This window comes from Pseudomonas endophytica, from assembly GCF_001411475.1.
Lineage (GTDB): Bacteria > Pseudomonadota > Gammaproteobacteria > Pseudomonadales > Pseudomonadaceae > Aquipseudomonas > Aquipseudomonas endophytica.
Genome location: NZ_LLWH01000201.1, coordinates 1 through 25,908, shown reverse-complemented (window position 1 = coordinate 25,908; position 25,908 = coordinate 1). Strand labels below are relative to the sequence as shown.

General features: G+C 54.9%; 26 protein-coding genes. 14 read left to right on the top strand and 12 right to left on the bottom strand.

Features of this window, described 5'->3' with window-relative positions; all coding sequences use genetic code 11:
- Positions 1-86: 86 nt before the first annotated feature.
- Positions 87-671 carry a TMEM165/GDT1 family protein gene (locus tag AQS70_RS18515; protein ID WP_055104200.1) on the top strand — a complete coding sequence of 195 codons (585 nt, stop codon included), beginning with the start codon at positions 87-89 and terminating at the stop codon, positions 669-671.
- Between the two features lie 91 nt (positions 672-762).
- Here AQS70_RS18515 and AQS70_RS18510 read toward each other — a convergent pair whose 3' ends face one another.
- From AQS70_RS18510 to AQS70_RS18495, 4 genes are read right to left on the bottom strand one after another with little or no spacing between them, the layout of a single operon-like run.
- On the bottom strand, positions 763-1,581 hold the full coding sequence (locus tag AQS70_RS18510; protein WP_055104198.1) for a M48 family metallopeptidase: 819 nt from the start codon (positions 1,579-1,581) through the stop codon (positions 763-765).
- A gap of 46 nt (positions 1,582-1,627) precedes the next feature.
- A complete protein-coding gene (locus tag AQS70_RS18505) occupies positions 1,628-2,254 on the bottom strand; it encodes an SOS response-associated peptidase (RefSeq protein ID WP_055104197.1) in 627 nt (208 codons plus the stop codon).
- Positions 2,255-2,299: 45 nt separating this feature from the next.
- Positions 2,300-2,560 (bottom strand): putative signal transducing protein, encoded by a 261-nt coding sequence (locus AQS70_RS18500; protein WP_055104196.1) that lies wholly within the window; start codon positions 2,558-2,560, stop codon positions 2,300-2,302.
- 12 nt (positions 2,561-2,572) lie between these two features.
- Positions 2,573-2,755 carry a CPXCG motif-containing cysteine-rich protein gene (locus AQS70_RS18495; RefSeq protein WP_055104195.1) on the bottom strand — a complete coding sequence of 61 codons (183 nt, stop codon included), beginning with the start codon at positions 2,753-2,755 and terminating at the stop codon, positions 2,573-2,575.
- Positions 2,756-2,859: 104 nt separating this feature from the next.
- Here AQS70_RS18495 and AQS70_RS18490 point away from each other — a divergent pair, with 104 nt between their 5' ends.
- Both AQS70_RS18490 and AQS70_RS18485 read left to right on the top strand, forming a co-directional pair.
- Positions 2,860-4,026: a 1-acyl-sn-glycerol-3-phosphate acyltransferase gene (locus tag AQS70_RS18490; RefSeq protein WP_055104194.1), complete on the top strand. Its 1,167-nt coding sequence runs from the start codon at positions 2,860-2,862 to the stop codon at positions 4,024-4,026.
- Positions 4,027-4,186: 160 nt separating this feature from the next.
- Positions 4,187-4,393, top strand: coding sequence for a hypothetical protein (locus AQS70_RS18485; protein WP_055104193.1), 207 nt, complete (start codon positions 4,187-4,189; stop codon positions 4,391-4,393).
- 60 nt (positions 4,394-4,453) lie between these two features.
- Here AQS70_RS18485 and AQS70_RS18480 read toward each other — a convergent pair whose 3' ends face one another.
- On the bottom strand, positions 4,454-5,038 hold the full coding sequence (locus tag AQS70_RS18480; RefSeq protein ID WP_055104192.1) for a YajG family lipoprotein: 585 nt from the start codon (positions 5,036-5,038) through the stop codon (positions 4,454-4,456).
- Positions 5,039-5,197: 159 nt separating this feature from the next.
- Here AQS70_RS18480 and AQS70_RS18475 point away from each other — a divergent pair, with 159 nt between their 5' ends.
- Together AQS70_RS18475 and mqo are read left to right on the top strand one after the other, a co-directional pair.
- Entirely contained in the window at positions 5,198-5,431 is a 234-nt protein-coding gene (locus AQS70_RS18475) for a hypothetical protein (RefSeq protein WP_055104191.1), read from the top strand.
- Between the two features lie 704 nt (positions 5,432-6,135).
- Entirely contained in the window at positions 6,136-7,644 is a 1,509-nt protein-coding gene (gene mqo / locus AQS70_RS18470) for a malate dehydrogenase (quinone) (RefSeq protein ID WP_055104190.1), read from the top strand.
- 75 nt (positions 7,645-7,719) lie between these two features.
- Here mqo and AQS70_RS18465 read toward each other — a convergent pair whose 3' ends face one another.
- The 6 genes from AQS70_RS18465 to AQS70_RS18440 all read right to left on the bottom strand — a co-directional run bounded on the left by AQS70_RS18465 (position 7,720) and on the right by AQS70_RS18440 (position 12,984).
- Entirely contained in the window at positions 7,720-8,172 is a 453-nt protein-coding gene (locus tag AQS70_RS18465) for a hypothetical protein (protein ID WP_055104189.1), read from the bottom strand.
- A gap of 209 nt (positions 8,173-8,381) precedes the next feature.
- Positions 8,382-8,669: a PA4642 family protein gene (locus AQS70_RS18460; RefSeq protein ID WP_055104188.1), complete on the bottom strand. Its 288-nt coding sequence runs from the start codon at positions 8,667-8,669 to the stop codon at positions 8,382-8,384.
- A gap of 50 nt (positions 8,670-8,719) precedes the next feature.
- Entirely contained in the window at positions 8,720-9,214 is a 495-nt protein-coding gene (locus tag AQS70_RS18455; protein WP_055104187.1) for a hypothetical protein, read from the bottom strand.
- A gap of 107 nt (positions 9,215-9,321) precedes the next feature.
- Positions 9,322-11,037, bottom strand: coding sequence for an ABC transporter ATP-binding protein/permease (locus AQS70_RS18450; RefSeq protein ID WP_055104186.1), 1,716 nt, complete (start codon positions 11,035-11,037; stop codon positions 9,322-9,324).
- Positions 11,038-11,168: 131 nt separating this feature from the next.
- A complete protein-coding gene (locus AQS70_RS18445) occupies positions 11,169-11,729 on the bottom strand; it encodes a response regulator transcription factor (RefSeq protein WP_055104185.1) in 561 nt (186 codons plus the stop codon).
- Entirely contained in the window at positions 11,722-12,984 is a 1,263-nt protein-coding gene (locus AQS70_RS18440; protein ID WP_055104184.1) for an ATP-binding protein, read from the bottom strand. The genes AQS70_RS18445 and AQS70_RS18440 overlap by 8 nt, the downstream gene beginning before the upstream one ends.
- A 262-nt stretch (positions 12,985-13,246) precedes the next feature.
- On the opposite strand from AQS70_RS18440, the gene AQS70_RS18435 reads away from it, so the two are divergent.
- The 9 genes from AQS70_RS18435 (at position 13,247) to AQS70_RS18395 (ending at position 25,044) form a co-directional block, all read left to right on the top strand.
- On the top strand, positions 13,247-13,960 hold the full coding sequence (locus AQS70_RS18435; protein ID WP_055104183.1) for an SIMPL domain-containing protein: 714 nt from the start codon (positions 13,247-13,249) through the stop codon (positions 13,958-13,960).
- A gap of 402 nt (positions 13,961-14,362) precedes the next feature.
- Positions 14,363-15,988, top strand: a complete 1,626-nt coding sequence (locus AQS70_RS18430; protein ID WP_055104182.1) for an ABC transporter substrate-binding protein — start codon at positions 14,363-14,365, stop codon at positions 15,986-15,988.
- A gap of 296 nt (positions 15,989-16,284) precedes the next feature.
- Positions 16,285-17,883 carry an ABC transporter substrate-binding protein gene (locus AQS70_RS18425; protein ID WP_055104181.1) on the top strand — a complete coding sequence of 533 codons (1,599 nt, stop codon included), beginning with the start codon at positions 16,285-16,287 and terminating at the stop codon, positions 17,881-17,883.
- Positions 17,884-18,030: 147 nt separating this feature from the next.
- On the top strand, positions 18,031-19,398 hold the full coding sequence (locus AQS70_RS18420) for an OprD family porin (protein ID WP_055104180.1): 1,368 nt from the start codon (positions 18,031-18,033) through the stop codon (positions 19,396-19,398).
- A gap of 88 nt (positions 19,399-19,486) precedes the next feature.
- Positions 19,487-21,082: an ABC transporter substrate-binding protein gene (locus tag AQS70_RS18415; protein WP_055104199.1), complete on the top strand. Its 1,596-nt coding sequence runs from the start codon at positions 19,487-19,489 to the stop codon at positions 21,080-21,082.
- 76 nt (positions 21,083-21,158) lie between these two features.
- Entirely contained in the window at positions 21,159-22,169 is a 1,011-nt protein-coding gene (locus AQS70_RS18410; protein WP_055104179.1) for an ABC transporter permease subunit, read from the top strand.
- Positions 22,170-22,179: 10 nt separating this feature from the next.
- Positions 22,180-23,091 (top strand): ABC transporter permease subunit, encoded by a 912-nt coding sequence (locus AQS70_RS18405; RefSeq protein WP_055104178.1) that lies wholly within the window; start codon positions 22,180-22,182, stop codon positions 23,089-23,091.
- A 10-nt stretch (positions 23,092-23,101) separates the two neighbouring features.
- Positions 23,102-24,070, top strand: a complete 969-nt coding sequence (locus AQS70_RS18400) for an ABC transporter ATP-binding protein (RefSeq protein WP_055104177.1) — start codon at positions 23,102-23,104, stop codon at positions 24,068-24,070.
- A complete protein-coding gene (locus AQS70_RS18395) occupies positions 24,070-25,044 on the top strand; it encodes a peptide ABC transporter ATP-binding protein (RefSeq protein ID WP_055104176.1) in 975 nt (324 codons plus the stop codon). The genes AQS70_RS18400 and AQS70_RS18395 overlap by 1 nt, the downstream gene beginning before the upstream one ends.
- Positions 25,045-25,201: 157 nt before the next feature.
- Here the strand turns inward: AQS70_RS18395 and AQS70_RS23675 are convergent, their stop codons facing one another.
- Entirely contained in the window at positions 25,202-25,687 is a 486-nt protein-coding gene (locus AQS70_RS23675) for a hypothetical protein (RefSeq protein WP_156355209.1), read from the bottom strand.
- Positions 25,688-25,908: the final 221 nt, after the last annotated feature.

The window sequence follows — 25,908 nt, the reverse complement described above, 5'->3', positions numbered from 1 at the left end:
AGACCTATGACACGAACACCTGACCCGGGGCGGGGAGGTTGTACGTGTCATAGCCGTGTCGACCCGCCCCTGGAAACTACCTGATGATGCTCGACTCCTTACTCGTACCGACTGCAATCGTTGCCTTGGCCGAAATCGGCGACAAGACGCAACTGCTCGCTCTCATCCTCGCTGCGCGCTTTCGCAAACCTTGGCCCATCATCGCAGGCATCATCGTCGCGACCCTCGCCAACCATGCGGCTGCCGGTGCTGTGGGTGCCTGGTTCAGCACATTCTTCACCGATGTGATGTTGCACTGGATCCTCGCCGCAAGCTTCATCGCCACTGCACTGTGGACCTTGGTCCCAGACAAAATGGACGACGACGAAGCCAGCACCACTCGCAAATACGGGCCGTTCATCACCACGCTGATTACGTTTTTTATTGCCGAAATCGGCGACAAGACCCAAGTGGCGACCGTGATGCTGGCTGCACAGTACCCGGATTTGTGGCTGGTAATTATCGGCACCACCTTAGGCATGCTGATTGCCAACGTGCCGGTGGTACTGGCGGGCAACTTCGCTGCCGACAAATTGCCACTGACCCTGATTCGCCGACTGGCGGCGACCGCGTTCGTCGTACTGGCCTTGGTGGCCGTGTACAAAGCCATGGAAGCGAGCGGCTGGTTGTAGGTCACTTACGATCGCAGCCTGCGGGCATTTAAGTCTCCCCGGAGCTGCCAAAGGCTGCGATCTTTTGCTGTTAAAACCTGCGCTGTTTCTTTTAGGTTTTTGGGGCCTGTTGGTAAAGCGGCATAACCTTAGGAATTGCCGCTTCCAACGCAGCAATCCGGCTGCTCGACGCCGGGTGAGTGCTCATGAATTCTGGCGGCGAGTTTTGCGCAGCCTGACCCATTTTCTGCCATAGGGTAATCGCCGCATTCGGGTTGAAGCCTGCACGCGCTGCCAACTCTAGACCAATCAGATCCGCTTCGTTTTCATTGCTGCGGCTGTTCGGCAGCGTGAGGCTGTAATTCACCACGGTATCGGCTAATTGCATGCTGTCCTGCCCTAACCCCAACAACGCCCCCGCGCCCTGCTTAGCGATCTCAATGCCATACGCCTTGGACATGGACTCACGTCCATGTTCACGCAAGGCGTGAGCAATTTCATGCCCCATAACGGCGGCAATTTCGTCGTCGTTGAGGTTGAGCTGTTCGATGATCCCGCTGTAGAAGATGATCTTGCCACCCGGCCCGCAGTTAGCATTGAGTTCGTCACTTTTGATCAAATTGACCTCCCAATTCCATTGCGCTGCATCAGGACGGAAGGCTGGGGCTTGAGCAATCAACCGATTGGCAATGACCTGCAAGCGCTTGGCGTTGGCACTGGTCTTGTCCAAAGCACCCTTGGCGTTCGCCGAGCTGACGGTTTCTTGGTAGGACTGCGCGTACATTTGATCCACTTGCTGGCTCGACAGCATGCTGAACATGTACTGCTTGCGCTCAACGCCTACCGCCCCCCCCTGAGTGGTGTTCACCGCCTGACAACCACTGAGCAAAACCCCTGCGCTCAATGCGCACATTACCGCTAACTTACCCATCGAGGCTCTCCTTAAAGACGGTCCAGAATATGCTGCGTATCGTATCTCAAGCCGGTGTCAGGCACTCAGGCGCATTGAGCTTGGGGTCGTTGACCAGATTAGCCAAAGGCCGTTCGCGCAGAGGAGTTTGCGCACTGGCCAGTAGCGCCTGTAACACCTGCAATGGGGTTTCAGGATCAAGCCAGGCTCGCTGTCCGGCCTCATCCAAAATCAAAGGTCGACGCTGATTGGCGGCGGCCTGGGTCACGATAGCGGCACTCAACCAAACGTGCCCTTCAACCGGATAGGCCTCCCAGATCCCGGCAAAAAACAGCGAAGCCCCTACGCCCGGCGTTAACCAATATGGGCGCTTGCGCACATTGCCCCGCCACTCATAAAAGCCGTTGGCCGGTATCAGGCAACGACGTAGACGAAAAGCCTCGCGAAACATCGGCTGTTCCGCCAGCGTTTCAGCACGCGCATGGGCGGGGGTTTTTGACAGGTCTGTCAGCCACGGCGGGGTCAACCCCCAACGAGCCCGGGCCAACTCACGCTGATCCGGCTCAAGGCCAGCACGCATGATCAACACCGAGTCATTGGGTGAAATGTTCCACTGAGCCTGTTGATCGGTCGGAAACCCAGGCAAACCTGCAAATGCAGGGCTCCAACGAAACAGGGCAAAACGTCCACACATGGGGCAGCACAACTCTTCTATATAGATACAGTGAAAACAGGCTGCTCAGCAGTCCAGTACACCCTGGAAGCTCTCGGGCTCATCCCCGGTCAGCGGCGAGGCGCCATTGTACGCTTCGATCAACTCGCGCGCCTGTAACGCCTGGTCATTGGCGACCGACAACCCCAACAACCCCAATGCTGGCAACTCGCCCGTGCCGCCGACCAAGTCCCGCCCCAGCAGGTGTGCTTCGATCCCTTCACTGGCAAGCATGCTCAGCAAAAGCTCGGCCTCCATCAAATTTTCCGGCTCGTAGATCCGCTGCATGATGCTTACCTGTTACTCGTTTTCTCTATGAACTTCGAGCATCCACTCAAGGCCATCGGTCTGCAGCATGAACACAATAGGCCGACAGCATACCGCGCAATCTTCGATGTACTGTTGATCGCCCCCTGACAAGTCCAATACGGCTTCGCCTGATTCACCGCAATAAGGGCATTGATAGCGGTCTGTTTCAAGCATCGCGGTCTCCAGAGTGACTTGTGCGTATAATCGCCGGTCTATTAGCAGGGACTCATTTTTGTCCTGCCCTGTGTACTAACCCTAGCCGTTTCCAACAAGAGAGCATGATGGGCGAATTCGATACCATCCGACCTTACAGCGACACTGAAGTCCCAGCCGTGTTGACCCGGCTACTCAGTGACAAGGCTTTTCTAGATATCCTGACCCACTTTCGCTTTCCGCGCCTGGCAGGCGCATTCGGCTGGCTGTTAAAACCCCTTATAGCGCATCGCCTGCGCAAAGAGTTCGCCGGCGTGACATCGGTTGCGACCTTACAAGACAAGGTCGAAGTGTATGTCGACCGTACCATCGAGCACGCCACAGACGGTGTGACTTACACCGGCGTCGAGCACTTGAAGTCCGGCAGCGCGTATCTGTTTCTGGCTAACCACCGTGACATCGTGATGGACCCGGCCTTCGTTAACTACGCCGTCTACCATGCAGGTCTGCCAACTCCGCGCATCGCAATTGGCGACAACCTGCTACAAAAGCCGTTTGTCAGCGACCTGATGCGCCTGAATAAAAGCTTTATAGTGCACCGTTCGATCACCGGTCGCCGTGAAAAACTGGCGGCGTATCAACTCTTGTCGGCGTATATCAACCATTCAATTCGCAATGACAGCCAATCTATCTGGATCGCTCAAGCCGAAGGTAGAGCCAAAGACGGTGATGATCGTACTGACTCGGCCATCTTGAAGATGTTCCACATGAGCCGTAAAACCGAGCCCTTCGCTGAGGTTATTCAGTCACTGAACCTGACCCCAGTGTCGATCAGCTATGAGTACGACCCGTGCGACCAAGCCAAAGCACGCGAGTTGTACATCCGTGCAACCACGGGCACTTATAGCAAAGCCCCGGGCGAAGATGACACCAGTATCGCTAACGGCATTACCGGCTATAAAGGCCGCGTGCACGTGAATTTCGCGACGCCGATCACTGAGCCCTTCGAAGACAGCAAACTGCTGGCCACTGAAATGGACCGACACATCCTGACGGGCTATCGCCTGTTCCCCGCGCATTACCTAGCGTATGCGCAGTGGAGCGATGCAGATCCGCAATTGCAGGTTCCGAGCGCTGCCGAGGTTTTCCCAAGCGAAGAGCTGACCAAGGCCCAGCAAGAATGGCAGCGCCGTCTGGACGCCTGCCCTGCCGAGCATCGCCCGTACCTGGTGCTGCAATACGCAATGCCTGTGCGTAATCAGTACCGTATCAAAGCTGGCTTGCCTTTGTAGCTGGCGCAAGCTGGCTGCCTCGCGATCTATCGATCTTTGTAAGATCGCGAGGTAGGCCAACGTCCGTCTAAACCTAACAACCGACCTAAATTGCCCTGTCACCGTATCGTCATGAAGAGAGGCCACTCTATGCCCCCTCGACCTCGACACGGAGCTTGTCATGCTGCACGCAGAAAACCAGGACCGCCTCTATCTCATCGCCCCCAGTGACGAACAACAGGCGTTAATCGAGAGCTTGTCCTTTAACGTTCAAGATCATCACTGGCTGGTCTATTGCGCGCTAAGTGGCCATACCCATGCGGATTTACCCGAGCTGGACCTGCTCACAGGCATCAGCCGCCTTGAGCTCTACGCTGAAGCCGCGTGAACCTGTCAGGCACAAAAAAGCCCGAACTCAATCAGTTCGGGCTTTTTTGTTTAATGAAGATTACTCGCCGAGCAAACGACCGATCGACTGATCTTCAAACACGCGCGTCAAGGCATCGCTCAACACGTCACTGACCAACTTGGTGTTGGTTTCCTGATTCGGTGCCATGCCAAAACGCTGGTCCAGTGAGGCACTGTAACGACCACTGTAGCTGCGGCCAGCATTTTTAACGTCCGAGCGGAAGGTCGCGCCGATGGTCGCTTCGGTGACATACATCGTGTCTTTAGGCGACTGATACTTCAATTCAGCCAACGTCACCGTCAATTGCGGTGCATTCGCCGCATTAGTGGTTGGTGTGTAACCCAACAAGCGCACAGCCGCTTCGGCTTGAGCTTGCAGTTTAGGGACCACATCAGCGCTGCTGACGCTGATCGAACTCGTCTCAGGGTACATACCACCGCGAGTCCCTAAGGTTGGCGAAGGACGACCATCAACCACACGAACCACCACAGGCTGACCACGGCCAACAGGCGCGATTTGCTTAGTCAGTTTAGGTTGCGGGCTTAGTTGTTGCGGGCTGTGGGCGCAGCCGACCAGCGTCAAACTGGTCACAGTGATCAAACCGAACAACAGACGTTGCAACATGCTCATCTCTCCAAGACTGGATAAAACAGGTCGCCAGTATAGCGGTGCCGCCCCTGCGGGAACTAGCCGCATGCTGTCACTGCCTTGTCATAGCCCAGACATCGCCATGTCACGACCTACAGGTAATGTCTAACCGACTCACTCAAGAGGTGCTCTCCCATGAACAGGCTATGGTCGCTATTTTCGTTTCTGCAACCGCACCGCTGCTTTGCACGGCTAGACGCCATGGGCCGCTGCCAAGCATTTAAACACTGCAAGCAACCCCCGGTTGGCGACAATTGGGTTGAGATCGAAGAAGTTCGCCTCAACTGGTTGCACCAAGTTCTACCTGCAAGTGCCCGTATCCCTGCACGTACTCCCCGCTCAGCGGCACCCACCTTGCTGGGCCTTTGACTCACTGACCAAGAAAAGTCATTTAACAGGATCAATTGACTGCGTTTCTTCGCTACAATCTCCCCCCGAGTATAAGGACGTCTCCTGATCGGGCCTCGCAGCATCGCTAATGAACTTCAATTAGCTCCCTCGCACCGCCCACAGAGAGCCGCCCACACAGATCATGTGAAGCTGGCAAGCTTGCTGTTTAAGACACAAACCTGCGCCTTTGCATCATCTGCCAGAGCTGCCACGTCGCTCGGTCACTGCGTTGCATACACGCATAGACCCGCAGTGGTAGCCCTTTTTTGAGGTTCACGTCTTCAAGAGAGCGTGAAAAAACGGGTTTTCACAACTTCACAAGAGTGTGGCGAGCAAATGAATAGTTTTGCGTCTGAACATGCACCATTAGCGTCAGCAACAACCTCACCAAGTAGGAACCTGACCGGCTCCAGAGCACGAGACTGAAAGCCTGTCCACTTACGGATTTGGTTGCACAAACGGACGCTCTTGACCTTAAGTCGAATTGCCTCCCGAGTACTGAAGTGCGTTCATATGAACCCTGAAGGTCCGGTTGGCGGCGTCCGCTGAAGCTGCAAGAAATTGCGAAGAATCGGACATGGCGATCCTTGTCATGAGTGACCCAGGACCTCACCTGAAAAGGGCCTCGGTACACCTGGCAGCTATGCCGTCACTTAGGTGCCGTAGATTTTGGAGACGCGTTAATGGCGCATAACGAAGCAGTCGACGTAGTACTGGTTGGAGCGGGCATCATGAGTGCCACCTTGGCCGTGCTGCTCAAAGAACTCGACCCCGGTATTACCCTAGAAGTTATTGAGCAGATGGATTCGGGGGCTGCAGAGAGTTCCAACCCGTGGAACAACGCAGGCACCGGCCACGCTGGCTTGTGCGAATTGAATTACACGCCGCAAGCGGCTGATGGTTCGATCGACATCAAAAAAGCGGTGCACATCAATGCCCAGTTCGAGGTGTCCAAACAGTTTTGGGCGCATTTGGCTCAACAAGGGACCTTCGGCTCGTGCAAATCCTTCATCAGCCCAGTGCCTCATCTGAGCTATGTCGAAGGTGAAAAAGGTGTGGCCTTCCTGAAAAAACGCTACGAAGTGCTAAGCCAGCACCATGCGTTTACCGACATGGAATACACCGAAGACAAAGCAGTCATGAACGAGTGGATGCCGTTGATGATGCCGGGCCGCCCTGCGGATCAAGCGATTTCGGCGACTCGTGTGCAAAACGGGACAGACGTTAACTTTGGCGCCCTGACCCAGCAACTGCTCAAGCATTTGGCTAGTGCTGAAGGCACGCACATCAAGTACAGCAAACGAGTCACTGGGCTTAAGCGCAATGGCAGCGGCTGGACCGTCAGCATTAAAGACACCAACAACGGCAGCACCCGCCATGTTGATGCCAAATTCGTGTTCCTCGGCGCTGGCGGCGCGGCCTTGCCACTGCTGCAAGCCTCGGGCATCGAAGAAAGCAAGGGGTACGGCGGCTTCCCGGTCAGCGGCCAATGGTTGCGCTGCGACAACCCAGAAGTGGTCAAGCTTCACCAAGCCAAGGTTTATAGCCAAGCTGCCGTGGGCTCGCCGCCGATGTCGGTTCCACACTTGGACACCCGCGTCGTTGACGGCAAAAAATCGTTGTTATTCGGACCTTACGCGGGCTTCACCACCAAGTTCCTTAAACACGGCTCGTTCTTTGACCTGCCGATGTCGATCCGTCTGGGCAACATCGGGCCAATGCTCGCCGTGGCCCGTGACAACATGGACCTGACCAAATACTTGATCAGTGAAGTACGCCAGTCGATGGAAGAGCGTCTTCAGTCGCTGCGTCGTTTCTACCCGCAAGCTAAAGCTGAAGATTGGCGCTTGGAAATAGCCGGTCAACGGGTTCAGATCATCAAGAAAGACCCGAAAAAAGGCGGCGTTTTGCAGTTCGGTACCGAGCTGGTTGCCGCCAAAGACGGTTCGCTGGCCGCCCTGTTGGGTGCTTCACCGGGAGCCTCGGTGACTGTTTCGATCATGCTGGAGCTGATTGAACGTTGCTTTGCGCAAAAAGCCACAGGCGAGTGGGCTGCCCGACTCAAAGAGATTTTCCCGGCGCGGGAAAAGACTCTAGAGACAGATGCAGAGCTGTATCGCACCATCAGCACCCGTAACTCTGAGTTGCTGGAGCTGGTTGAGCCCAAAAAGGCTGACATCGACCTCGCGTAACGCTGTTGTCGCGTACTGAGCCGGCCTCAAAGCCCCTACCCATTCGGGTCAGGGGCTTTTTGTTGCACGCGCCTGTTAACCCATGGTGAACAAAACCCGTGTTCCGCCATTGCGTACAAATTCATCATCATCCGGCGTCACGACCAACTCAGCCGCACAGGTGATAGGCGTCAACCCAGTCGACTTGGCTTTAGCCCAGCGATTGAGGTGAATAGCATTCGGTGTTTGATGGCCAAAACTGAAATGGCAGGCTTGATCACCTTGGCGGTAGGTAAACGCGTCTGCGCTTCGGGACGTGGGCAAGTAATACATCAGCTCCTGACTCGACTTGGGCTCCACGACAAAGTCATGCCCTGCGTTTAGTGGGTTTTCTAGCCATGCAAAATCGGGATCAGGCGAAATGTTGTGAGCGGTCGCATTAAACACCTCGACCTCCAGTACTTCATCTGCCGCGATAGCACCAGCGCACACAAGCATTAAGCCAAACCCAAAGGTCAGCGTTTTTACAACGTCGTTCAAGCGTTCCATTGTTTGATTCCCTTCACGTTAAAAGACTGCCCAAAGTCCTTTTGGGCACACGTGAGTATTGTTCGCCCACACAAAAACGCCCCGTCGCAAAAAGCGCAGGTTCTGTGGGAGGTGTCTTAAAGGGTGACTTGAAACAGCGGAGCTGCCGCAGGCTGCGATCTTTTGAATAGTTAAAGATCGCAGCCTGCGGCAGCTCCTACAGGGCTAAATCAGCCGCGTGCGGCGTTGATCAGCTCGATGTAGTCGGCCCCATTGCGCTGGTCTTTGATGATGTCGACGAACGTCTGACCGTGCTCATCTTTGCCATCCAGATCGAAACCGGCCTCTTTGAAAAAAGTCAGAAAGCGCCCGAAGTCGTCAATACGCAGCCCCCGGTAGGCTTTGATCAATTTATGCAGCGAGGGTGAAGTCGCGTCCACAGGTTCAAAGTCCAGGAACAACTTGATCTGCTCATCGCCAATCTCATCACCAATCAACTGCTTCTTATCTTTACGCATGTTCGACTCCAGCCTGCTGATACTCACGAGGCCCGCAGTTTACCCAAGGCTCAGCGCGCACGCACGTTGGCGGTGTGCAAGTCAGCCCAAATATGGCCATTGGCATAGGTCAGGAACTGACAGTAGACGGTGTCGTTGCGCAATAAATCCATCACCACTCGGTATTGAGACATCGGATAAGAGAGCGTCAGAACTTTGCTCTGACTGTCAAAAGCCGGCTTTTTCAAGCTTTTGCTCTCGCCATCGAACGAAATCAACACCTCACGCACGGTGGCGCCTTGACTCACAGGTTTGCCCTTCAAACGCACCAGCAACGGCGACGTCACTGGAATCGGTTGCTGGTTGGATTGACGCTGGTTACCGACCACCACCGAATACGACGTGACCTGCATCAGTTGCTGCTGCTCGGGCTTTTCGGTGCGCAACTGTAGATCATCGGCGGGTAAAAACTGCGCATGCACGGGCGAGGTCGCCGCTGGCGCCGCGGCTAAAGGCAAACTGAGCAACAACAGCAGAGGTGCAACACAGCGAACTAAGCGGTTCATGGCCGGCTCCCAAAGGCGAGACGGGCACTCTAGCACGTGCACATAACAAGGCATGACAGGTTGTCACAACGCTCGGGCCTGTCATGCTCGCTTCAGGTGTTTAGCGGCTACTGGGGCTGTAGGTGCCCCGAGTTAATTCGCACATGCCGAGAATGGTAACGCGCCAAGCTGCTGCGATGCCCCACGCTGACAATACTCAGCCCCGGCACCTGCTCAATGAGTGCCTGGTACAACTGAGCTTCATCTTCTTCATCCATTGCTGAGGTGGCTTCATCCATATACAACCACTGCGGTCGATACAGCAGCGCTCGAGCAAAGGCCAGACGCTGCTGCTCCCCGCCAGACAAGACGCGTTGCCAGTGATTGGCCTCATCCAGTTTGGGGATCAGATGTTCCAGACGACACGTGCGCAGCACGTCTTCATAGCGTTTAGGCGCATAGGTATCGCTGGTCTGTGGATAGCTCAGCGCTTCACGCAATGAACCAATCGGTAGATAAGGCTTTTGCGGCAAGAACAGCCCACGGGCCTGCGGTAGAAAAATTGCCCCACCGCCTTGCGTCCAAAGACCGCCCATCGCACGCAATAAGGTACTTTTTCCACTACCCGACCGGCCGCTGAGCATCAGCCGCTCGCCGGGCGCCAGGTGCAAGTTTGCGGCATGCAGCAAAGGTCGGCCATCGGCCAGCTCCAAGCACAGATCATTGATCCTTAAGCCCTCACCTTGAGCCTGCACATCAATTGCTGGCTGGCGCTGCTCATTGTCGGTCATGGCCTGACGGAAGCTGAGCAGACGATCGCAGGTCGCGCGCCATGCGGCCAACGTCACGTAAGCGTCGATGAACCAACTAAAGTTGTCTTGCACGTTGCCAAAGGCCGAGTTGATTTGCATCAGCTCACCCAATTCAATCTTGCCGGCGAAGTAACGCGGTGCAGCCACAATAAACGGGAAAATAATGGCAATTTGCGAGTAGCCCGCGGTGAAGAACGTCAGGCGTTTAGTCACCTTCATTTGCGTCCAGAAGTTATGCCAGACCTTGCTGAAACGCGCACTCAATCGCTCATGCTCATTGGCTTCGCCGTTGAACAGCGCAATGCTTTCTGCGTTTTCACGAACCCGGATCATCGAAAAACGCAGGTCAGCTTCATACCGTTGTTGTTTATTGCTCAGACCAATCAGTCGACGGCCAATCAAGTGCGCTAACCAACTGCCAACCACGGCATACACCAGCGCGCACCAAAACATATAACCGGGAATAGTGATCCCGAAGACTTCGATACTTCCCGAGACGCCCCACAAAATAATCGAGAACGAGACTAGGCTGATCAGATTTCGGATCAAGCCAAAGCCCAGTGAGAGTGTGCCGTCAGTGAACGAGTTAAGGTCTTCGCTGATGCGTTGGTCAGGGTTGTCGGTATAACCGCCCTGCTCCAATTGGTAATAGTTTTTGTGGGCGAGCCAGCGAGAGAAGTGTTTTTCAGTCAGCCAGCGACGCCAGCGGATGGTTAGCATCTGGGTCAGATAAAGTCGGTACACCGCACCGATAATACCTGCGGCCGCAATAAGCCCGAAGTAACCAATCAGATGCCAGAAGGCTGCGCTGTCCTTCTTTTCGAGGGCGTTATAGAAGTCTTTGTACCAATGGTTGATCCACACCGAGATACCGACACTGAACAGCGACAAAGCAATCACAGCGATCAACAGCAGCCACGCTTTGCCACGTTCCTCGCTGCGCCAATAAGGCGTTATCAGCTTCCAGACCCGAGGAATAAAATCTCCATGCACAGCATCATTTACGACAGAAGGCTCAGCATTCTGATTCATCGTTCAGGCTCGCTTGGAATGAAAGCAACCTGCGAGTCGATCAGGGCGATCGACTCAATAGCACGTTGAAAACAGATTAGGGCTTGTCGCAGTTGGGTTGCAAATCACAACGCAACTGCGACAGCTTCTGTTCAGCGTCGGACCGGACGCTTTTGCAACTTGCGTTGCAAGGTACGACGGTGCATGCCCAGCGCACGGGCAGTTGCGGAGATATTGCCTTCGTGTTCGGCCAGCACCCGCTGAATGTGCTCCCACTGAAGACGATCAACCGACATGGGATTGTCCGGCACCAACGTCTCTAGATCGGCGTGTTGGGTCAGCAAGGCCGCCATCACGTCGTCAGCATCAGCAGGCTTGCACAGATAATTGCACGCGCCGCGCTTGATCGCTTCAACGGCCGTGGCGATGCTCGAGTAGCCGGTAAGGATCACAACACGCATTTCAGGATCAAGCTCGAGCAACTTAGGCAGCAATACCAAGCCCGAGTCACCTTCCATTTTCAGGTCCAGTGCTGCGTAATCTGGCAAGTCCTGCTGAGCCAAGACTAACCCTTCTTCGGCCGAGCCTGCCGTGCTGACGCGAAAACCGCGTCGAGCCATGGCGCGGGCCATTACTCGGGTAAACGTTGCGTCGTCATCCACCAACAACAAATGCGGCAGCTCTTCGCCTTCGACTTGAACTTCTTCACTCATTTTCGTTTCCTCGGGCGACGTGGGGCAGGCGCAGCTCGGTGAGCGTACCGCCCTCCTCATGACTGTAGAGTTTTACCGAGCCGCCTGCGCGTGTCACGCTGGCTTTGCTCAAGAATAGGCCCAGGCCGAAACCTTTACCTTTGGTCGTAAAAAAGGGTTTACCGATTTGCTCGGCGATAGCCAACGGTACACCCGCACCGTGGTCACGAATACTAATGGTTAAGTCAAACGCATCCCAGTCGAGGGTTACTTCTAACCCCTCCGGGCATGCATCGGCGGCATTGTTCAGTAAGTTGAGCAACGCTTGGGTCAAGTCCGGGGGTGGCGCTAGGCGCGGCACCGGCGCGTGCCCGAGACACTGAAAGCGATACGTTGCTTCAGGGCGCATTAGGTGCCAGCGATTCAGCGCCTCATCAAGCCACTCGGTCACGTCTTGGACCTCAATGGCCAGACGACGGTTAGCCTCTGCGGCCCGTACCAATTGCTGCAAGGTTTCTTTGCACAACTTGACCTGATCTTGCAGCACGCTCAAATCATCCTGCAGCTCTGGATCAAGATGATCGCGGCGTATCTCTTTGAGCAGCACGCTCATCGTCGACAGCGGTGTGCCCAACTCATGAGCAGCACCGGCGGCCTGCGTGGCGACCGCCAGTAATTGCTCGTCGCGCAGCCCTTCTTCACGACGCAAGGCGCGCAGCTCTTCTTGACGACGCAGCTCTTCGCCCATTCTGGCCGCGAAGAACGTAATTACCGCCGCAGACAACGCGAAACTCAGCCACATGCCGTAGATCTGCAATTTCTCACGGAAAAACGGCGCCGCTTCAACCGGGTAAAACTGCATCAGCAGCAACGTATAAAGCGCCAGCGCAATTCCAGTCAAAATCAGTGAGTAGCGCCACGGCAGCGTCACCGCCGCGATGGTCAATGGCACTAAGTAGTACGACACAAAAGGGTTGGCTGAGCCTCCGGAGAAGTACAGCAAGGCGCTATGGATAAACAGATCACACGTCAGTTGGAGCGCGTACTCCAGCTCAGTGACCGGCCAAGTGGTACGCAAACGAATCGCTGTAAACGCGCACAGCAACGCGGAAAAGCCCAAGGTCAGGCATAACTGAAACCAAGGCAGCGGCAACAGATGAAACCAATAGGCGATGCCCACTGATCCTGCTTGCGCGACCAGCACCAAGATGCGGATGAAGGTGAGACGCCAAAGGTTTTGGCGAGTGGCTGACAATAACTGAACGGGGGCGAGCATGAGCTCTCCTGATGAGTGCTCCAGGCGACCGCACGGAGTATAACCAAGCTGGCGGCCTGTCAGGCAAAAGTGCGGCAAACAGCCACAGTGTGTTTTCTGGAAAAAGCGCTAACAGCGTCTCACACCTCCTGTGAGAGCCGCTTGCTCGCGATCGTTTGATCTTATAAAACCGGGTTCAGTTGTATTGAAAATGTAAGTGGGCGAACCGAATGCCGTCCACCAGAGTCTTATAGGTCTTGCAGACCTCACCCAAGGAGCTTTTATGTTTACTGTTCAGCGCACTGCCGCCCTTTTGACGCTAAGCCTTGGCGCGCTCGCCAGCCTGCCGGCGCTGGCTGAAGGGGTGAATTACAATCAGATCTCGTTGCGTGCAGAAGCCAGCCAAGAAGTGCCACGCGACCTAATGATCGTGTCGCTGTACACCGAGGGGCAAAACACCGATTCGGCCAAGCTCGCGGCTGAAATTACAACCGCGATGAATAAAGCCATTGGCCAAGCCAAGCAGGTCAAAGCAGTGACACTGCGCCAAGGCAACCGCAACAGTTACCCGGTTTACGACAATAAAACCCAAAAAATCACCGGCTGGCGGGAACGCGCCGAGCTGCGTCTGGAAAGTACTGACTTTGCAGCCTTGTCCAAGCTCACCGGCGAGCTGATGCAGACTCTGAAAATAGGCAACATGCAGTTCACCGTCGCCAACGCCACGCGTAAAACCAGCGAAGATGCGCTGCTCAAAGATGCCGTGAATGCCTTCAAGGCACGCGCACAACTGGCCACCGAGGCACTGGGCGGCAAGGGTTACAAAATCGTTAACCTGAACCTCAACACTAACGGTTATCCACAGCCGTACATGCGCAGCGAAATGATGATGAAAGCCGCCGCCCCCGCCATGGACTCAGCTCCCACCCCCGAGGTCGAAGCCGGAACCAGTGAGGTCAGCATGAGCGCCGACGGCGTGATTGAAGTTCAAATGTAATAAGCAGCATTGCGTCAGCCAAAGCCCTTGTAGCCCTCAAGCTTCAAGGGCTTTTTTGTGCTCGCACCAAACTAAAACTCACATGAAAAAGGGATTACTCCTACGCACAAAACAAACTTATGCCGACATCTTTTCCTGCCAAGAGCCTTGATAAGTAACACCCCCAAACCTGTGCACACCCGTTGCAGATGTTTTGAATGTGCTTATCCAAGACATGCCCCATTGTGGCGCAGACGATCAACGTCATCACTCATCAGTGATCAGGTATACGACGCATGATCGGTCTATGGTTAACCCAGTGCTGCTAAGAGGATGTAGCGCCATGTCGGGAGAGGGAAGTATCGAGAGGCTGATTCACAAGGTCGCCCTCACACTAAAAATGACAAAAATCATGAGGTTTCCATGCTCAAACACGCGGTCATTCCTTTTTTGATGGGCGCCAGCCTGCTGGTAGGCTCACCCCCGGCCCAAGCAGCAACCAGCTTGGTGTATTGCTCTGAAGGCAGCCCAGCCGGTTTTGACCCGGGCCAGTACACCACGGGCACAGACTTCGATGCCTCCGCTGAGACAATCTACAACCGTCTGAGCCAGTTCCAACGCGGCGGCACCAGCGTTGAGCCGGGGCTGGCGACCCACTGGGATGTCTCGCCAGACAACTTGACCTGGACCTTCCATCTGCGTGAAGGCGTCAAGTTTCACACCACGCCGTACTTCACGCCTACCCGCAACTTCAACGCCGATGACGTGCTCTTCACGTTCAACCGCATGCTCGACAAAGACATGCCGTTCCGTAAGGCCTACCCGACCGAGTTCCCCTACTTCATCGGCATGGGGATGGACAAAAACATCAAGTCGATCGAAAAAATTGACGACAACACCGTCACATTCACCCTAAATAAAGTGGATGCAGCCTTTATCCAAAACCTGGCGATGAGTTTTGCCTCCATCCAGTCTGCCGAATATGCGGACAAGCTGCTCAAGGCTGGCACCCCTACGGACATCAACCAAAAACCCATTGGCACCGGCCCGTTTATATTCAAGAGCTACCAGAAAGACTCAAATATCCGTTACACGGGCAACAAGGATTACTGGAAACCTGAAGACGTCAAAATCAAAAACCTGATTTTCGCCATCACCACTGACCCGTCTGTTCGGGTCCAGAAGCTGAAAAAGAATGAATGTCAGATCACTCTCTTCCCTCGACCTGCCGACCTTAAATCCCTCCAAGACGACCCAAATCTGAAAATGCCGCACGAAGCGGGCTTCAACCTCGGCTACATCGCTTACAACGTGATGGACAAAATCAAAGGCCATAGCGAGCCAAATCCGATGGCTCAGCTCAAAGTTCGTCAGGCGCTGGACATGTCGGTTAACAAACAGCAAATCATCGACGCGGTTTATCAGGGTGCAGGCCAGTTGGCGGTGGGCTCCATGCCTCCAACGCAGTGGTCGTATGACACCACGATCAAAGACACCCCTTACGATTTGGCAAAAGCCAAGGCACTGCTCAAAGAGGCCGGGATCAAGGAAGGCACAGAAATTACCTTGTGGGCCATGCCCGTTCAACGCCCCTATAACCCGAACGCCAAGTTAATGGCCGAGATGCTGCAATCAGACTGGAGCAAGATCGGCATCAAGACCAAGATCGCCACTTTTGAATGGGGCGAGTACATCAAGCGCTCCAAAAGCGGCGAGAACGGCGCCATGTTGATTGGCTGGAGCGGCGACAATGGTGACCCAGACAACTGGCTCGATACCCTGTTCGGTTGCGACGCACTGCGCAGCAACAACTTCTCTAAGTGGTGTGACCCCGAATTCGACAAGCTGGTTAAAGCTGCTAGGGCCACCACCGATATCTCTGAGCGCACAAAACTGTATCAACAAGCTCAACAACTACTCAAAAACCAGGTGCCAATGACTCCGATTGCCAACTCAACGGTTTATCAGCCGATGCGCAAAAACGTTGAGGGCTTCAAGATCAGCCCGTTTGGCCTCAACTCCTTTTATGGCGTAAGTCTCAGCAAGTAAGTCAAAAGTGAATGCGGTGACAACACCGCATTCACTTGCCCTCCGAGCAACTCAGAAACTGCCTTCACTCAAGAGTGCTTTCACCTACATCAGAAGCCACTTCAATCCGAGACGTTTCCTACGCTCTTGTCAGCCATGCCGCATTTACTCCCCCGCTTAAGCCCCCTAACTTCGACGCACGGCCAGCTTGTTGCGCCAAGTGCAGCTCTATAGCTGACGCTAAAACTGTACTGAACCAACCCGTCGCTAACGACGCTGTCGTTCAGAACATAAAACAATAAAAAATAGGGAACGCGATGCGCAATCCTCTGGTTCTATCTGTGTTGCTCAGTGCTGGCGTAATCGCTTGCAGCCCTCTCACGCACGCGGCTAACAGCTTGGTGTTTTGTTCAGAAGGTAGCCCAGCCGGTTTTGACACCGCGCAATACACCACTGCCACCGATAACGATGCTGCCGAACCTATCTATAACCGCCTGACAGAATTTGAAAAAGGAGGTACGGCGGCCGCCCCTGCGCTGGCAACTCATTGGGAGATTTCCGATGACGGCCTGACCTACACCTTTCATCTGCGCGAAGGTGTGAAATTTCATACCACCAAGTGGTTTACCCCGACCCGCGACTTTAACGCCGATGACGTACTGTTCACCTTCAATCGCATGCTCAACCCCGAGCATCCTTTTCGTAAGGCTTACCCAACCGAGTTTCCTTATTTCACCGGTATGGGCCTGAACAAGAACATCGCCAGCGTCCAAAAAACTGACCCGATGACCGTGGTCATGACGCTCAACTCGGTGGATGCCGCCTTTATACAAAACTTGGCCATGAGCTTTGCTTCAATTCTCTCAGCCGAGTATGCCGATCAACTGCTCAAAAGCGGTAAGCCCAGCAACATCAATCAACAACCGATCGGCACCGGTCCCTACGTGTTTAAGCGCTATCAAAAAGACTCGAACATCCGTTATGCCGCCAATCCAGCGTACTGGAACCCTCACCAAGTCAAACTCGATAACCTTATTTATTCGATCAGCGTCGACGCCTCGGCGCGTATGCAAAAGCTGCGCAAAAACGAGTGCCAAATTTCACTTAATCCGCGCCCTGCCGAAGTAGCTGGGCTAAAAGCTGACCCTGGGTTGAAGGTCATTGAAAAGCCTGGCTTCAACTTGGGTTACATCGCCTACAACGTCCAACATCCACCACTCGATCAACTGCCGGTGCGTCAAGCGCTGGACATGGCCGTCAACAAAGACGCCATTCTCAAGGCGGTGTATCAGGGGGTCGGGCAAAAAGCGGTCAATGCCATGCCACCAACACAATGGTCCTATGACCAAACAATCGTCGACGCCCCTTACGACCCTGTAAAAGCCAAAGCGCTGCTTAAAGCTGCCGGGGTCAAAGATGGAGCCGAAATCACCTTATGGGCCATGCCGGTGCAACGCCCGTATAACCCGAACGCCCAGCTCATGGCGCAAATGCTGCAATCCGACTGGGGCAAGATCGGGCTCAAGGTCAAGATCGTCAGCTATGAGTGGGGGGAGTACATCCAGCGCATCAAAAAAGGCGAGCACGACATCACCCTAATCGGCTGGACAGGCGACAACGGCGACCCGGATAACTGGCTTGGCACCCTTTATAGCTGTGACGCCATCGGCGGCAACAACTACTCCCTATGGTGCGACAAGACCTACGACTCGCTGGTCAAAAAGGCCAAGACCATCACTGACCGCGACCAACGAACGGTCTTGTACAAACAAGCCCAACAGATGATCAAGCAACACGTCCCGATCACTCCGATTGCCCACTCAACGGTCAACCAGCCTTTGAACAACAAGGTGCAGGGGTTTCAGGTCAGCCCCTTTGGTCGCAACTCATTCTCGGGTGTCAGCCTCGACGACTGAGCCCCCCAAACTCACAAGTACCTCAGCAGGCCACACCCGGTGGCACGCCGAAGTATTACCTAAGCAAACATCCACAACGCTCAAAACGTAGCCCCAGAGCCGTGTCGCTAGAAGACGGCAATAAAAATAACGATAGGAGCTTCAACCATGAAACTGACACACAGCGCGCTATTAGCCCTAGTCATCAGCAGCCTCACCGCAACGGCTTATGCTGACGAATTTATAAGTACCCAACTCAAATCAGACGCCAGCGAGCAAAGTAAAAGCGAGGGTTTTGTCGAAGAGAGCACTTTGAGCGGCAGCACGCGCAACTGGTACGCCAATGAACTCAAGCGTCGCGGCGGCCAGTTCACCTACAACGATCATGGCACCGCTAAAACAACCCCGCGCCGGATCAACTGGACGCAGGGCACCATCCTTGATTTCAGCTCGGGCTATACCCAAGGCACTGTAGGCTTCAGCACTCAAGTAGCGGCTTACAACGCCATAGCCCTAGATCGAGACGTCAAGCACATCGCTGGCAATAACAACCGCACGTTAACCCGCAGCGACGGCGATGCGGTTGGACAATGGAGCAAGTTGGGCTTGGCCAATATCAAGGCGCGTATCTCCAATACCACACTGACCGTAGGCCGACAGAACTTCAGCAGCCCGACCCTCGATGTGATCGGTAACCGAGCACTGCCTTCAAGTTTTCAAGGGCTGGGATTGCGCAGCGAGGAGTTCAACAACCTGACATTCGACGCCGGCTCCTTTGATCGTGTCTCGCCACGCACAGAACAAAGCTTGAGTAAGTTTCGCACTGAATATGGCGCCCTCGGCGTCGAGACAGATCGCGCCACGGTTGCGGGCCTCAACTATCAACCCTTCAAAAGCCTGAAAACCAGGCTGTATGCCACCCACGTGGAAGACTTCTGGAACCAGTACTACTTCGGCGCAGTGCATGACTTGGGCGACACCGCCGTGCTGGGCCTGAACACCAATTTCAATTACTACAAGACCCTCGACACCGGCAAAAAAGCCATGGGCGAGATCAACAATGACGCCTACAGCTTGGCCTTCGGCTTGACCCATCAGGCTCACACGTTGAGTTTGTCGTACCAACAAGTCGTCGGCGACGAGTACTTCGATTACCTGCACGAAACCAACGGCATCTATTTGGCCAACTCTCTGCTCTCGGACTTCAACGGCCCGAACGAGAAGTCACTGCAACTGGCGTACAGCATCAACATGGCGCAATACGGCATCCCTGGCCTCAAGTTCAACGCCTACCACGCCCGCGGATGGGACATTGACGGCACCCACTACAAGGGCACTGCCTACGATGTACGTAATATGAATGGTGAAAAACACTCGGAGTTCAGCATTGGCACATCTTATGCGATTCAAAGCGGCCCACTAAAAGCCACGGCTATTCGCGCGACGTACACCACGCACCGCGCCAGCAGTAACCAAGCAGACGGCAGCATCAATGAGTTCCGTGTGGTCACAACCATACCGTTCAATATTCTTTAAACGTTTCATATTGCTCAACAGCACTGCACAAGGTTCGACGCGCATTGCGCAGTGCTTCGCAGGCTCAACACATCAGGAGAGGGCTATGATGAAAAAACGCCTATTGCGTACCACCTTTGCGCTAGCACTGCTCAGTGCGGCGGTGAGTGCTAACGCCAAAAACCTGGTGGTGTGCACCGAAGCCAGCCCCGAAGGATTCGATATCGTTCAGTACACCACCGCCGTCACGGCCGACGCCTCAGCAGAAACCATCCTTAATCGCTTGGTCGACTTTAAACCGGGCACAACCGATATACAGCCAGCACTGGCTGAACGCTGGGAGATCAGCCCGGACGGGCTTGAGTACACGTTTTACCTGCGCCCCGATGTGAAGTTTCATACAACCGATTACTTCAAACCGACCCGAGCCCTGAACGCCGATGACGTGGTCTGGAGCTTTCAACGCCAGCTAGACCCCAAGCACCCTTGGCATGCTCAGTCGTTGGTCGGTTACCCCTATTTCGAGAGCATGGGCTTTAAAGACCTGCTTAAGCGTGTCGAAAAAGTTGACGACATGACCGTCAAAATCACCCTCAACCACGCCGAGTCGCCGTTCCTGCGCGACGTAGCCATGCCGTTCACCTCGATCTATTCCGCCGAGTACGCAGATCAACTGCTCAAATCAGGCAACACCGCAGACCTCAACAGCAAACCTATCGGCACTGGGCCGTTCATGTTTGTGCGTTACAGCAAAGACGCTCAAGTGCGCTTCAAGGCCAATCCGGATTACTTCCGGGGCAAGCCGCCGAGCGATAATCTGATTTTCGCCGTGACCACCGATAGCAACGTGCGCCTGCAAAAACTCAAAGCCAATGAATGCCAGATCGCGCTGTACCCCAAGCCCGATCAGGTTAAAAACATCCGTTTAGACCCAAACCTCAAAGTCGATGAACTGTCCGCCCTTATGACCAGTTACATCGCGATGAACACCCGTCACACGTACCTGAGCGATGTACGCGTACGTCAAGCAATCGACATGGCCTTCGACAAACAAACCTACTTAAACAGCGTGCACGGCGAAGGTAATGCGCAACTGGCTGTCAACCCGTATCCACCCACCATGCTGGGCTATAACAACACCTTGCACAGCCAACCTCGTGATCTGGACAAGGCGCGCGCTTTACTCAAAGAAGCCGGTGTACCTGAAGGCGCTACGCTCACTCTTTTTACCCGCAATGGCGGCGGCCCAAGCAACCCAAATCCAATGCTAGGGGCGCAGTTGTTGCAATCCGATTTGGCGAAGGTCGGTCTTAAACTCGACATCCGAGTCATGGAGTGGGGTGAAATGCTCAAGCGCTCCAAAGCAGGTGAACACGACTTGGTGTCGACCGGCTGGGGCGGTGACAACGGCGACCCGGACAATTTCCTGACACCACTGCTCAGCTGTGAGGCCGCCAAAAATGGCGAAAACTACGCCGGCTGGTGTAATAAAACCTTCCAAGACTTGATCACCAAGGCTCGTAACATCAGTGAACCGGCAGAGCGAGCCGTACTCTATGAACAAGCACAGGTGGTATTTCATCAAGAACAGCCGTGGATCAACGTCACCCACCCTATGCTGTTTACAGCTATGCGTAAAAACGTCGAGGGCTACACCCTCAGCCCTTTGACCCATAATAATTTCGCCACGACCCAGGTGAAGTAGAACAATAAAAAGACCTGCCAGGATTTACCCAGACACTGGCGGACCTGCCTAACCGGCTGATAAGGAACACCATACGATGTTTAGTTTTATTGCCCGCCGAGTGGGGTTATTGATCCCCACGTTCTTTGGCGTCACTTTGCTCACCTTCATCCTTATCCGCATGATCCCGGGCGACCCGGTAGAGGTCATGATGGGCGAGCGTCGGGTCGACCCAGAAATGCACGCGCAAGCGATGGAGCGTTTGGGCCTGAACAAACCCCTTTATGAGCAATATTTTGATTACATCGGCAAACTCGCCCACGGCGACCTAGGTGAATCACTGCGCACCCGTGAAAGCGTTTGGACCGAATTTACCACCCTGTTCCCCGCCACTCTTGAACTGTCGATGTCGGCATTGTTGTTCGCAAGTATTCTCGGACTACTGGCTGGCGTTATCGCTGCGCTCAAGCGAGGCTCACTGTTTGACCACGGGGTGATGGGGCTTGCGCTCACCGGCTATTCAATGCCGATCTTCTGGTGGGGGTTGATTCTGATCATGTTCTTCTCCGTGGGGCTAGGCTGGACACCCGTTTCTGACCGCATCGACCTGCTCTACGACATCGAGCCCAAAACCGGCTTCATGCTCATCGACACGCTGCTCAGCGATGAAAAAGGTGCCTTCTGGGACGCGGTGCATCACCTCATTTTGCCCGCCATCGTGCTGGGCACTATCCCGCTGGCGGTCATTGCCCGCATGACCCGTTCATCAATGCTTGAAGTGCTGCGCGAAGACTACATCCGCACTGCGCGCGCCAAAGGGCTATCGCCCGCTCGCGTAGTGTTTGTACACGGACTGCGCAATGCGCTGATCCCGGTTCTGACCGTCGTCGGCTTGCAAGTCGGCACCCTACTGGCAGGCGCCGTGCTCACCGAAACCATTTTCTCGTGGCCCGGCATCGGCAAATGGCTGATCGAAGCCATTGGCGCCCGGGACTATCCCGTGGTGCAAAACGGCATCCTGCTAATCGCCTGCTTGGTGATTCTGGTCAATTTCGTGGTGGACATCCTCTACGGCTTTGCCAACCCACGCATCCGTCATCAGCGCTGAGATCCTGACCATGAGTAGCCCTACCAATACCAGTGACGTGGATCAAAGCCTGCTTTATCCATCCCCCTACAAAGAGTTCTGGCACGCCTTCGCGCAAAACAAAGGCGCAGTAGCCGGTTTGATGTTCATGAGCATCATCGTGTTCTGCGCGATTTTTGCCCCATGGGTCGCACCACATAACCCGAGCGAGCAATACCGCGACTTTCTCCTTACCCCGCCGGTCTGGCTGGAAGGCGGTAATTGGCAGTTTTTATTGGGCACCGACGAGCTAGGCCGGGACATGCTGTCACGCTTAATTGCGGGCTCGCGCCTGTCGCTGCTGATCGGTTTGTCATCGGTCGTGATTTCATTGCTTCCGGGGGTCATCTTGGGCCTATTTGCCGGATTCTTCCCGCGCATCCTTGGCCCCAGCATCATGCGCTTAATGGACATCATGTTGGCACTGCCATCTTTACTTCTGGCGGTGGCCATTGTCGCCATCCTCGGCCCTGGGTTAATCAACACCGTAATCGCCATTGCAGTGGTTTCGCTGCCGTCCTACGTACGCCTGACCCGTGCTGCGGTGATGGGCGAATTGAACCGCGACTACGTCACCGCAGCACGCTTGGCCGGTGCTGGCTTGCCCCGTTTGATGTTTATCACCGTGCTGCCCAATTGCATGGCGCCACTGATCGTGCAGGCGACCCTGAGCTTCTCGTCGGCAATTCTTGACGCCGCAGCCTTGGGTTTTTTGGGGCTGGGCGTACAACCGCCAACCCCTGAGTGGGGCACTATGCTCGCTTCGGCCCGCGACTACATCGAACGTGCGTGGTGGGTGGTGAGCCTGCCGGGCTTGGCCATTTTGCTCAGCGTGCTGGCAATCAACCTGATGGGCGACGGACTGCGCGATGCGCTAGACCCGAAACTCAAAAACGCCGCCTGAGGAAATGCCCATGTCATTGCTAGAAATAAAGAACCTCAGCGTTCGTTTTGGTGACACCAACGCCGTACCGGTGGTCGATGGTTTAAGTGTGTCTGTGGATAAAGGCGAAGTGTTGGCCATCGTTGGCGAGTCGGGATCGGGCAAGTCCGTGACGATGATGGCGCTGATGGGCTTGATTGATGCCCCTGGCGTTATCACTGCCGACGCCCTGACCTTCGACGGCCAAAACATGCTGACCCTTAGCCCACGTCAACGCCGACAAGTCGTGGGCAAAGACATGGCAATGGTCTTTCAAGACCCGATGACCGCGCTGAACCCCAGCTACACCGTGGGCTTTCAGATTGAAGAAGTGCTGCGCCTACACCTAAAGATGTCGAAAAAAGACGCTCGCAAACGGGCCATCGAACTGCTGGAGAAAGTAGAAATCCCAGGTGCTGCCAGCCGCATGAACGCTTATCCGCACCAACTGTCAGGAGGCATGAGCCAGCGCGTCGCCATTGCCATGGCCATCGCCGCCGAACCCAAACTGCTGATTGCCGATGAGCCCACAACGGCCTTGGACGTCACCATCCAAGCCCAGATCATGGACCTGCTGCTCAATTTGCAACGCGAGCAAAACATGGCGCTGGTCTTGATTACTCACGACTTGGCTGTCGTGGCGGAAACCGCACAGCGCGTCTGTGTCATGTACGCCGGCCAAGCAGTCGAAGTCGGTCACGTACCAGGGCTATTTGATGCCCCGGCGCATCCGTACAGCGAAGCCTTACTGGCGGCCATCCCGGAACACAGCATGGGCGCAGCCCGTTTGTCGACCTTGCCCGGTATCGTCCCAGGCCGTTACGACCGCCCGCAAGGCTGCCTGCTCTCCCCGCGCTGCCCTTATGTGCAAGACACCTGCCGCCAACAGCGTCCGAGCCTTGAACCCAAAGCTCACAGCCAAGTGCGCTGCTTCTTCCCCTTGAATCAGGAGGTGGCGTAATGACGGTTGTTCTTACTGCCCGCGACTTAACCCGCCATTACGAAGTGTCCCGTGGTCTGTTCAAGGGGCACGCTCTGGTACGCGCACTCAACGGCGTTTCATTTGAGCTTGAGGCCGGAAAAACCTTGGCCGTGGTGGGCGAGTCAGGGTGTGGCAAGTCTACGTTGGCTCGCGCCCTAACCTTGATTGAAGAGCCCTCTTCGGGCTCACTGAAAATTGCCGGGCAAGAAGTCACGGGCGCTAACAAGGCCGAGCGTAAACAGCTGCGCAAAGACGTGCAGATGGTGTTCCAAAGCCCCTATGCCTCGCTCAACCCACGGCAAAAAGTTGGCGATCAACTTGCCGAACCGTTGCTGATTAATACTTCGCTCAGCGCCACTGAACGCCGCGAAAAAGTACAGGCCATGATGAAACAAGTCGGCTTGCGCCCTGAGCATTACCAGCGTTACCCGCACATGTTCTCGGGGGGGCAGCGTCAGCGTATCGCTCTGGCGCGAGCCATGATGCTGCAACCTAAAGTACTGGTGGCTGACGAACCGACCTCCGCGCTCGACGTCTCTATTCAAGCGCAGGTACTCAACCTGTTTATGGATTTGCAGCAAGAGTTCAATACAGCTTACGTCTTCATTTCGCACAACCTAGCGGTGGTGCGGCACGTAGCCGATGACGTGCTGGTGATGTACTTGGGCCGCCCGGTAGAACTGGGCCCTAAAGAAGAGATCTACACCCGGCCACTGCACCCCTACACCCAGGCGCTGTTGTCAGCGACACCGACCATCCACCCAGAGCCACTCAAGCCGAAGATCAAAATTGTGGGTGAGTTGCCCAACCCGCTCAACCCGCCCACGGGTTGCGCCTTCCATAAGCGCTGTGCCTATGCGACCGAGTTTTGCAGCACCCACGAGCCAGCGTTGCGCTTGCTCGACAACCGGCAGGTGGCCTGCCACCACGCTGAACAGTTTTTAGAGGGTTGATACATCTGCCCTATGAGTGTCCAACGCTCGATCAATGTTGATCAAGCGTTGCACACTGCAGATGTATGACGTGCGTGGTTCAGTGCACACTAAAAGATATTGACGAGACAGCTAACAATCTCGCGATCTAATCCTGAACCGCACACCAAGAACTGGATTATTGCGGATCTGGAAGCATCCATTCACCGTTGCTGTCTCTTACATACTGGACAGTTGCACCGTGCTTATAGGTAAAAACACCGGTAACTTTATTAAAAGTGTCCCCGTCACCGTAGGTGTGCAAAGGGTCAGACAACGTGGTACTTGCATCTGGCTCTTTAGCCGAACTCTCTGGAGGCGCTACAGCATCCCCCTTACTCTCTCCAGGATTCTTAGCATCAGGGTACTCCCACACCCCACTGCTATTTTTCACAGCCTGTGAAATGACACCATCGGCAAACGTGTAGACACCTGTGGTGTCATTAAACGTATCGCCATTGGCATAGACACGAAGTCCATCCGGTTTAGTAACGCTTCCGTCAGGATGTTTTACCGAACCATCTGTAAGCGCTACAGAGCCATCTGGATAGGTTACCGTGCCGTCTGCATTAAGCTGACTGCCTTGCGGGTGTATAGGTGATCGCTGGCCAGTTAACTCATTCACGGTATAGGCAACGAGCACTGGAGCAACGAAACTTGCAAGAAACTCCCGTTTGAGATCGCTGTGTGTGTTTTTACTTCCACTGGTAGGAGCCGTGGTGGGAGGTTTCGCCGTCGTATCCACCGGTGGTTTTGGTGGCGCATCTACCGGCGGTTTCGGGGGTACGCCCACCGGTGGTTTCGGAGGCACACCCACCGGTGGTTTCGGAGGCACGCCCACCGGTG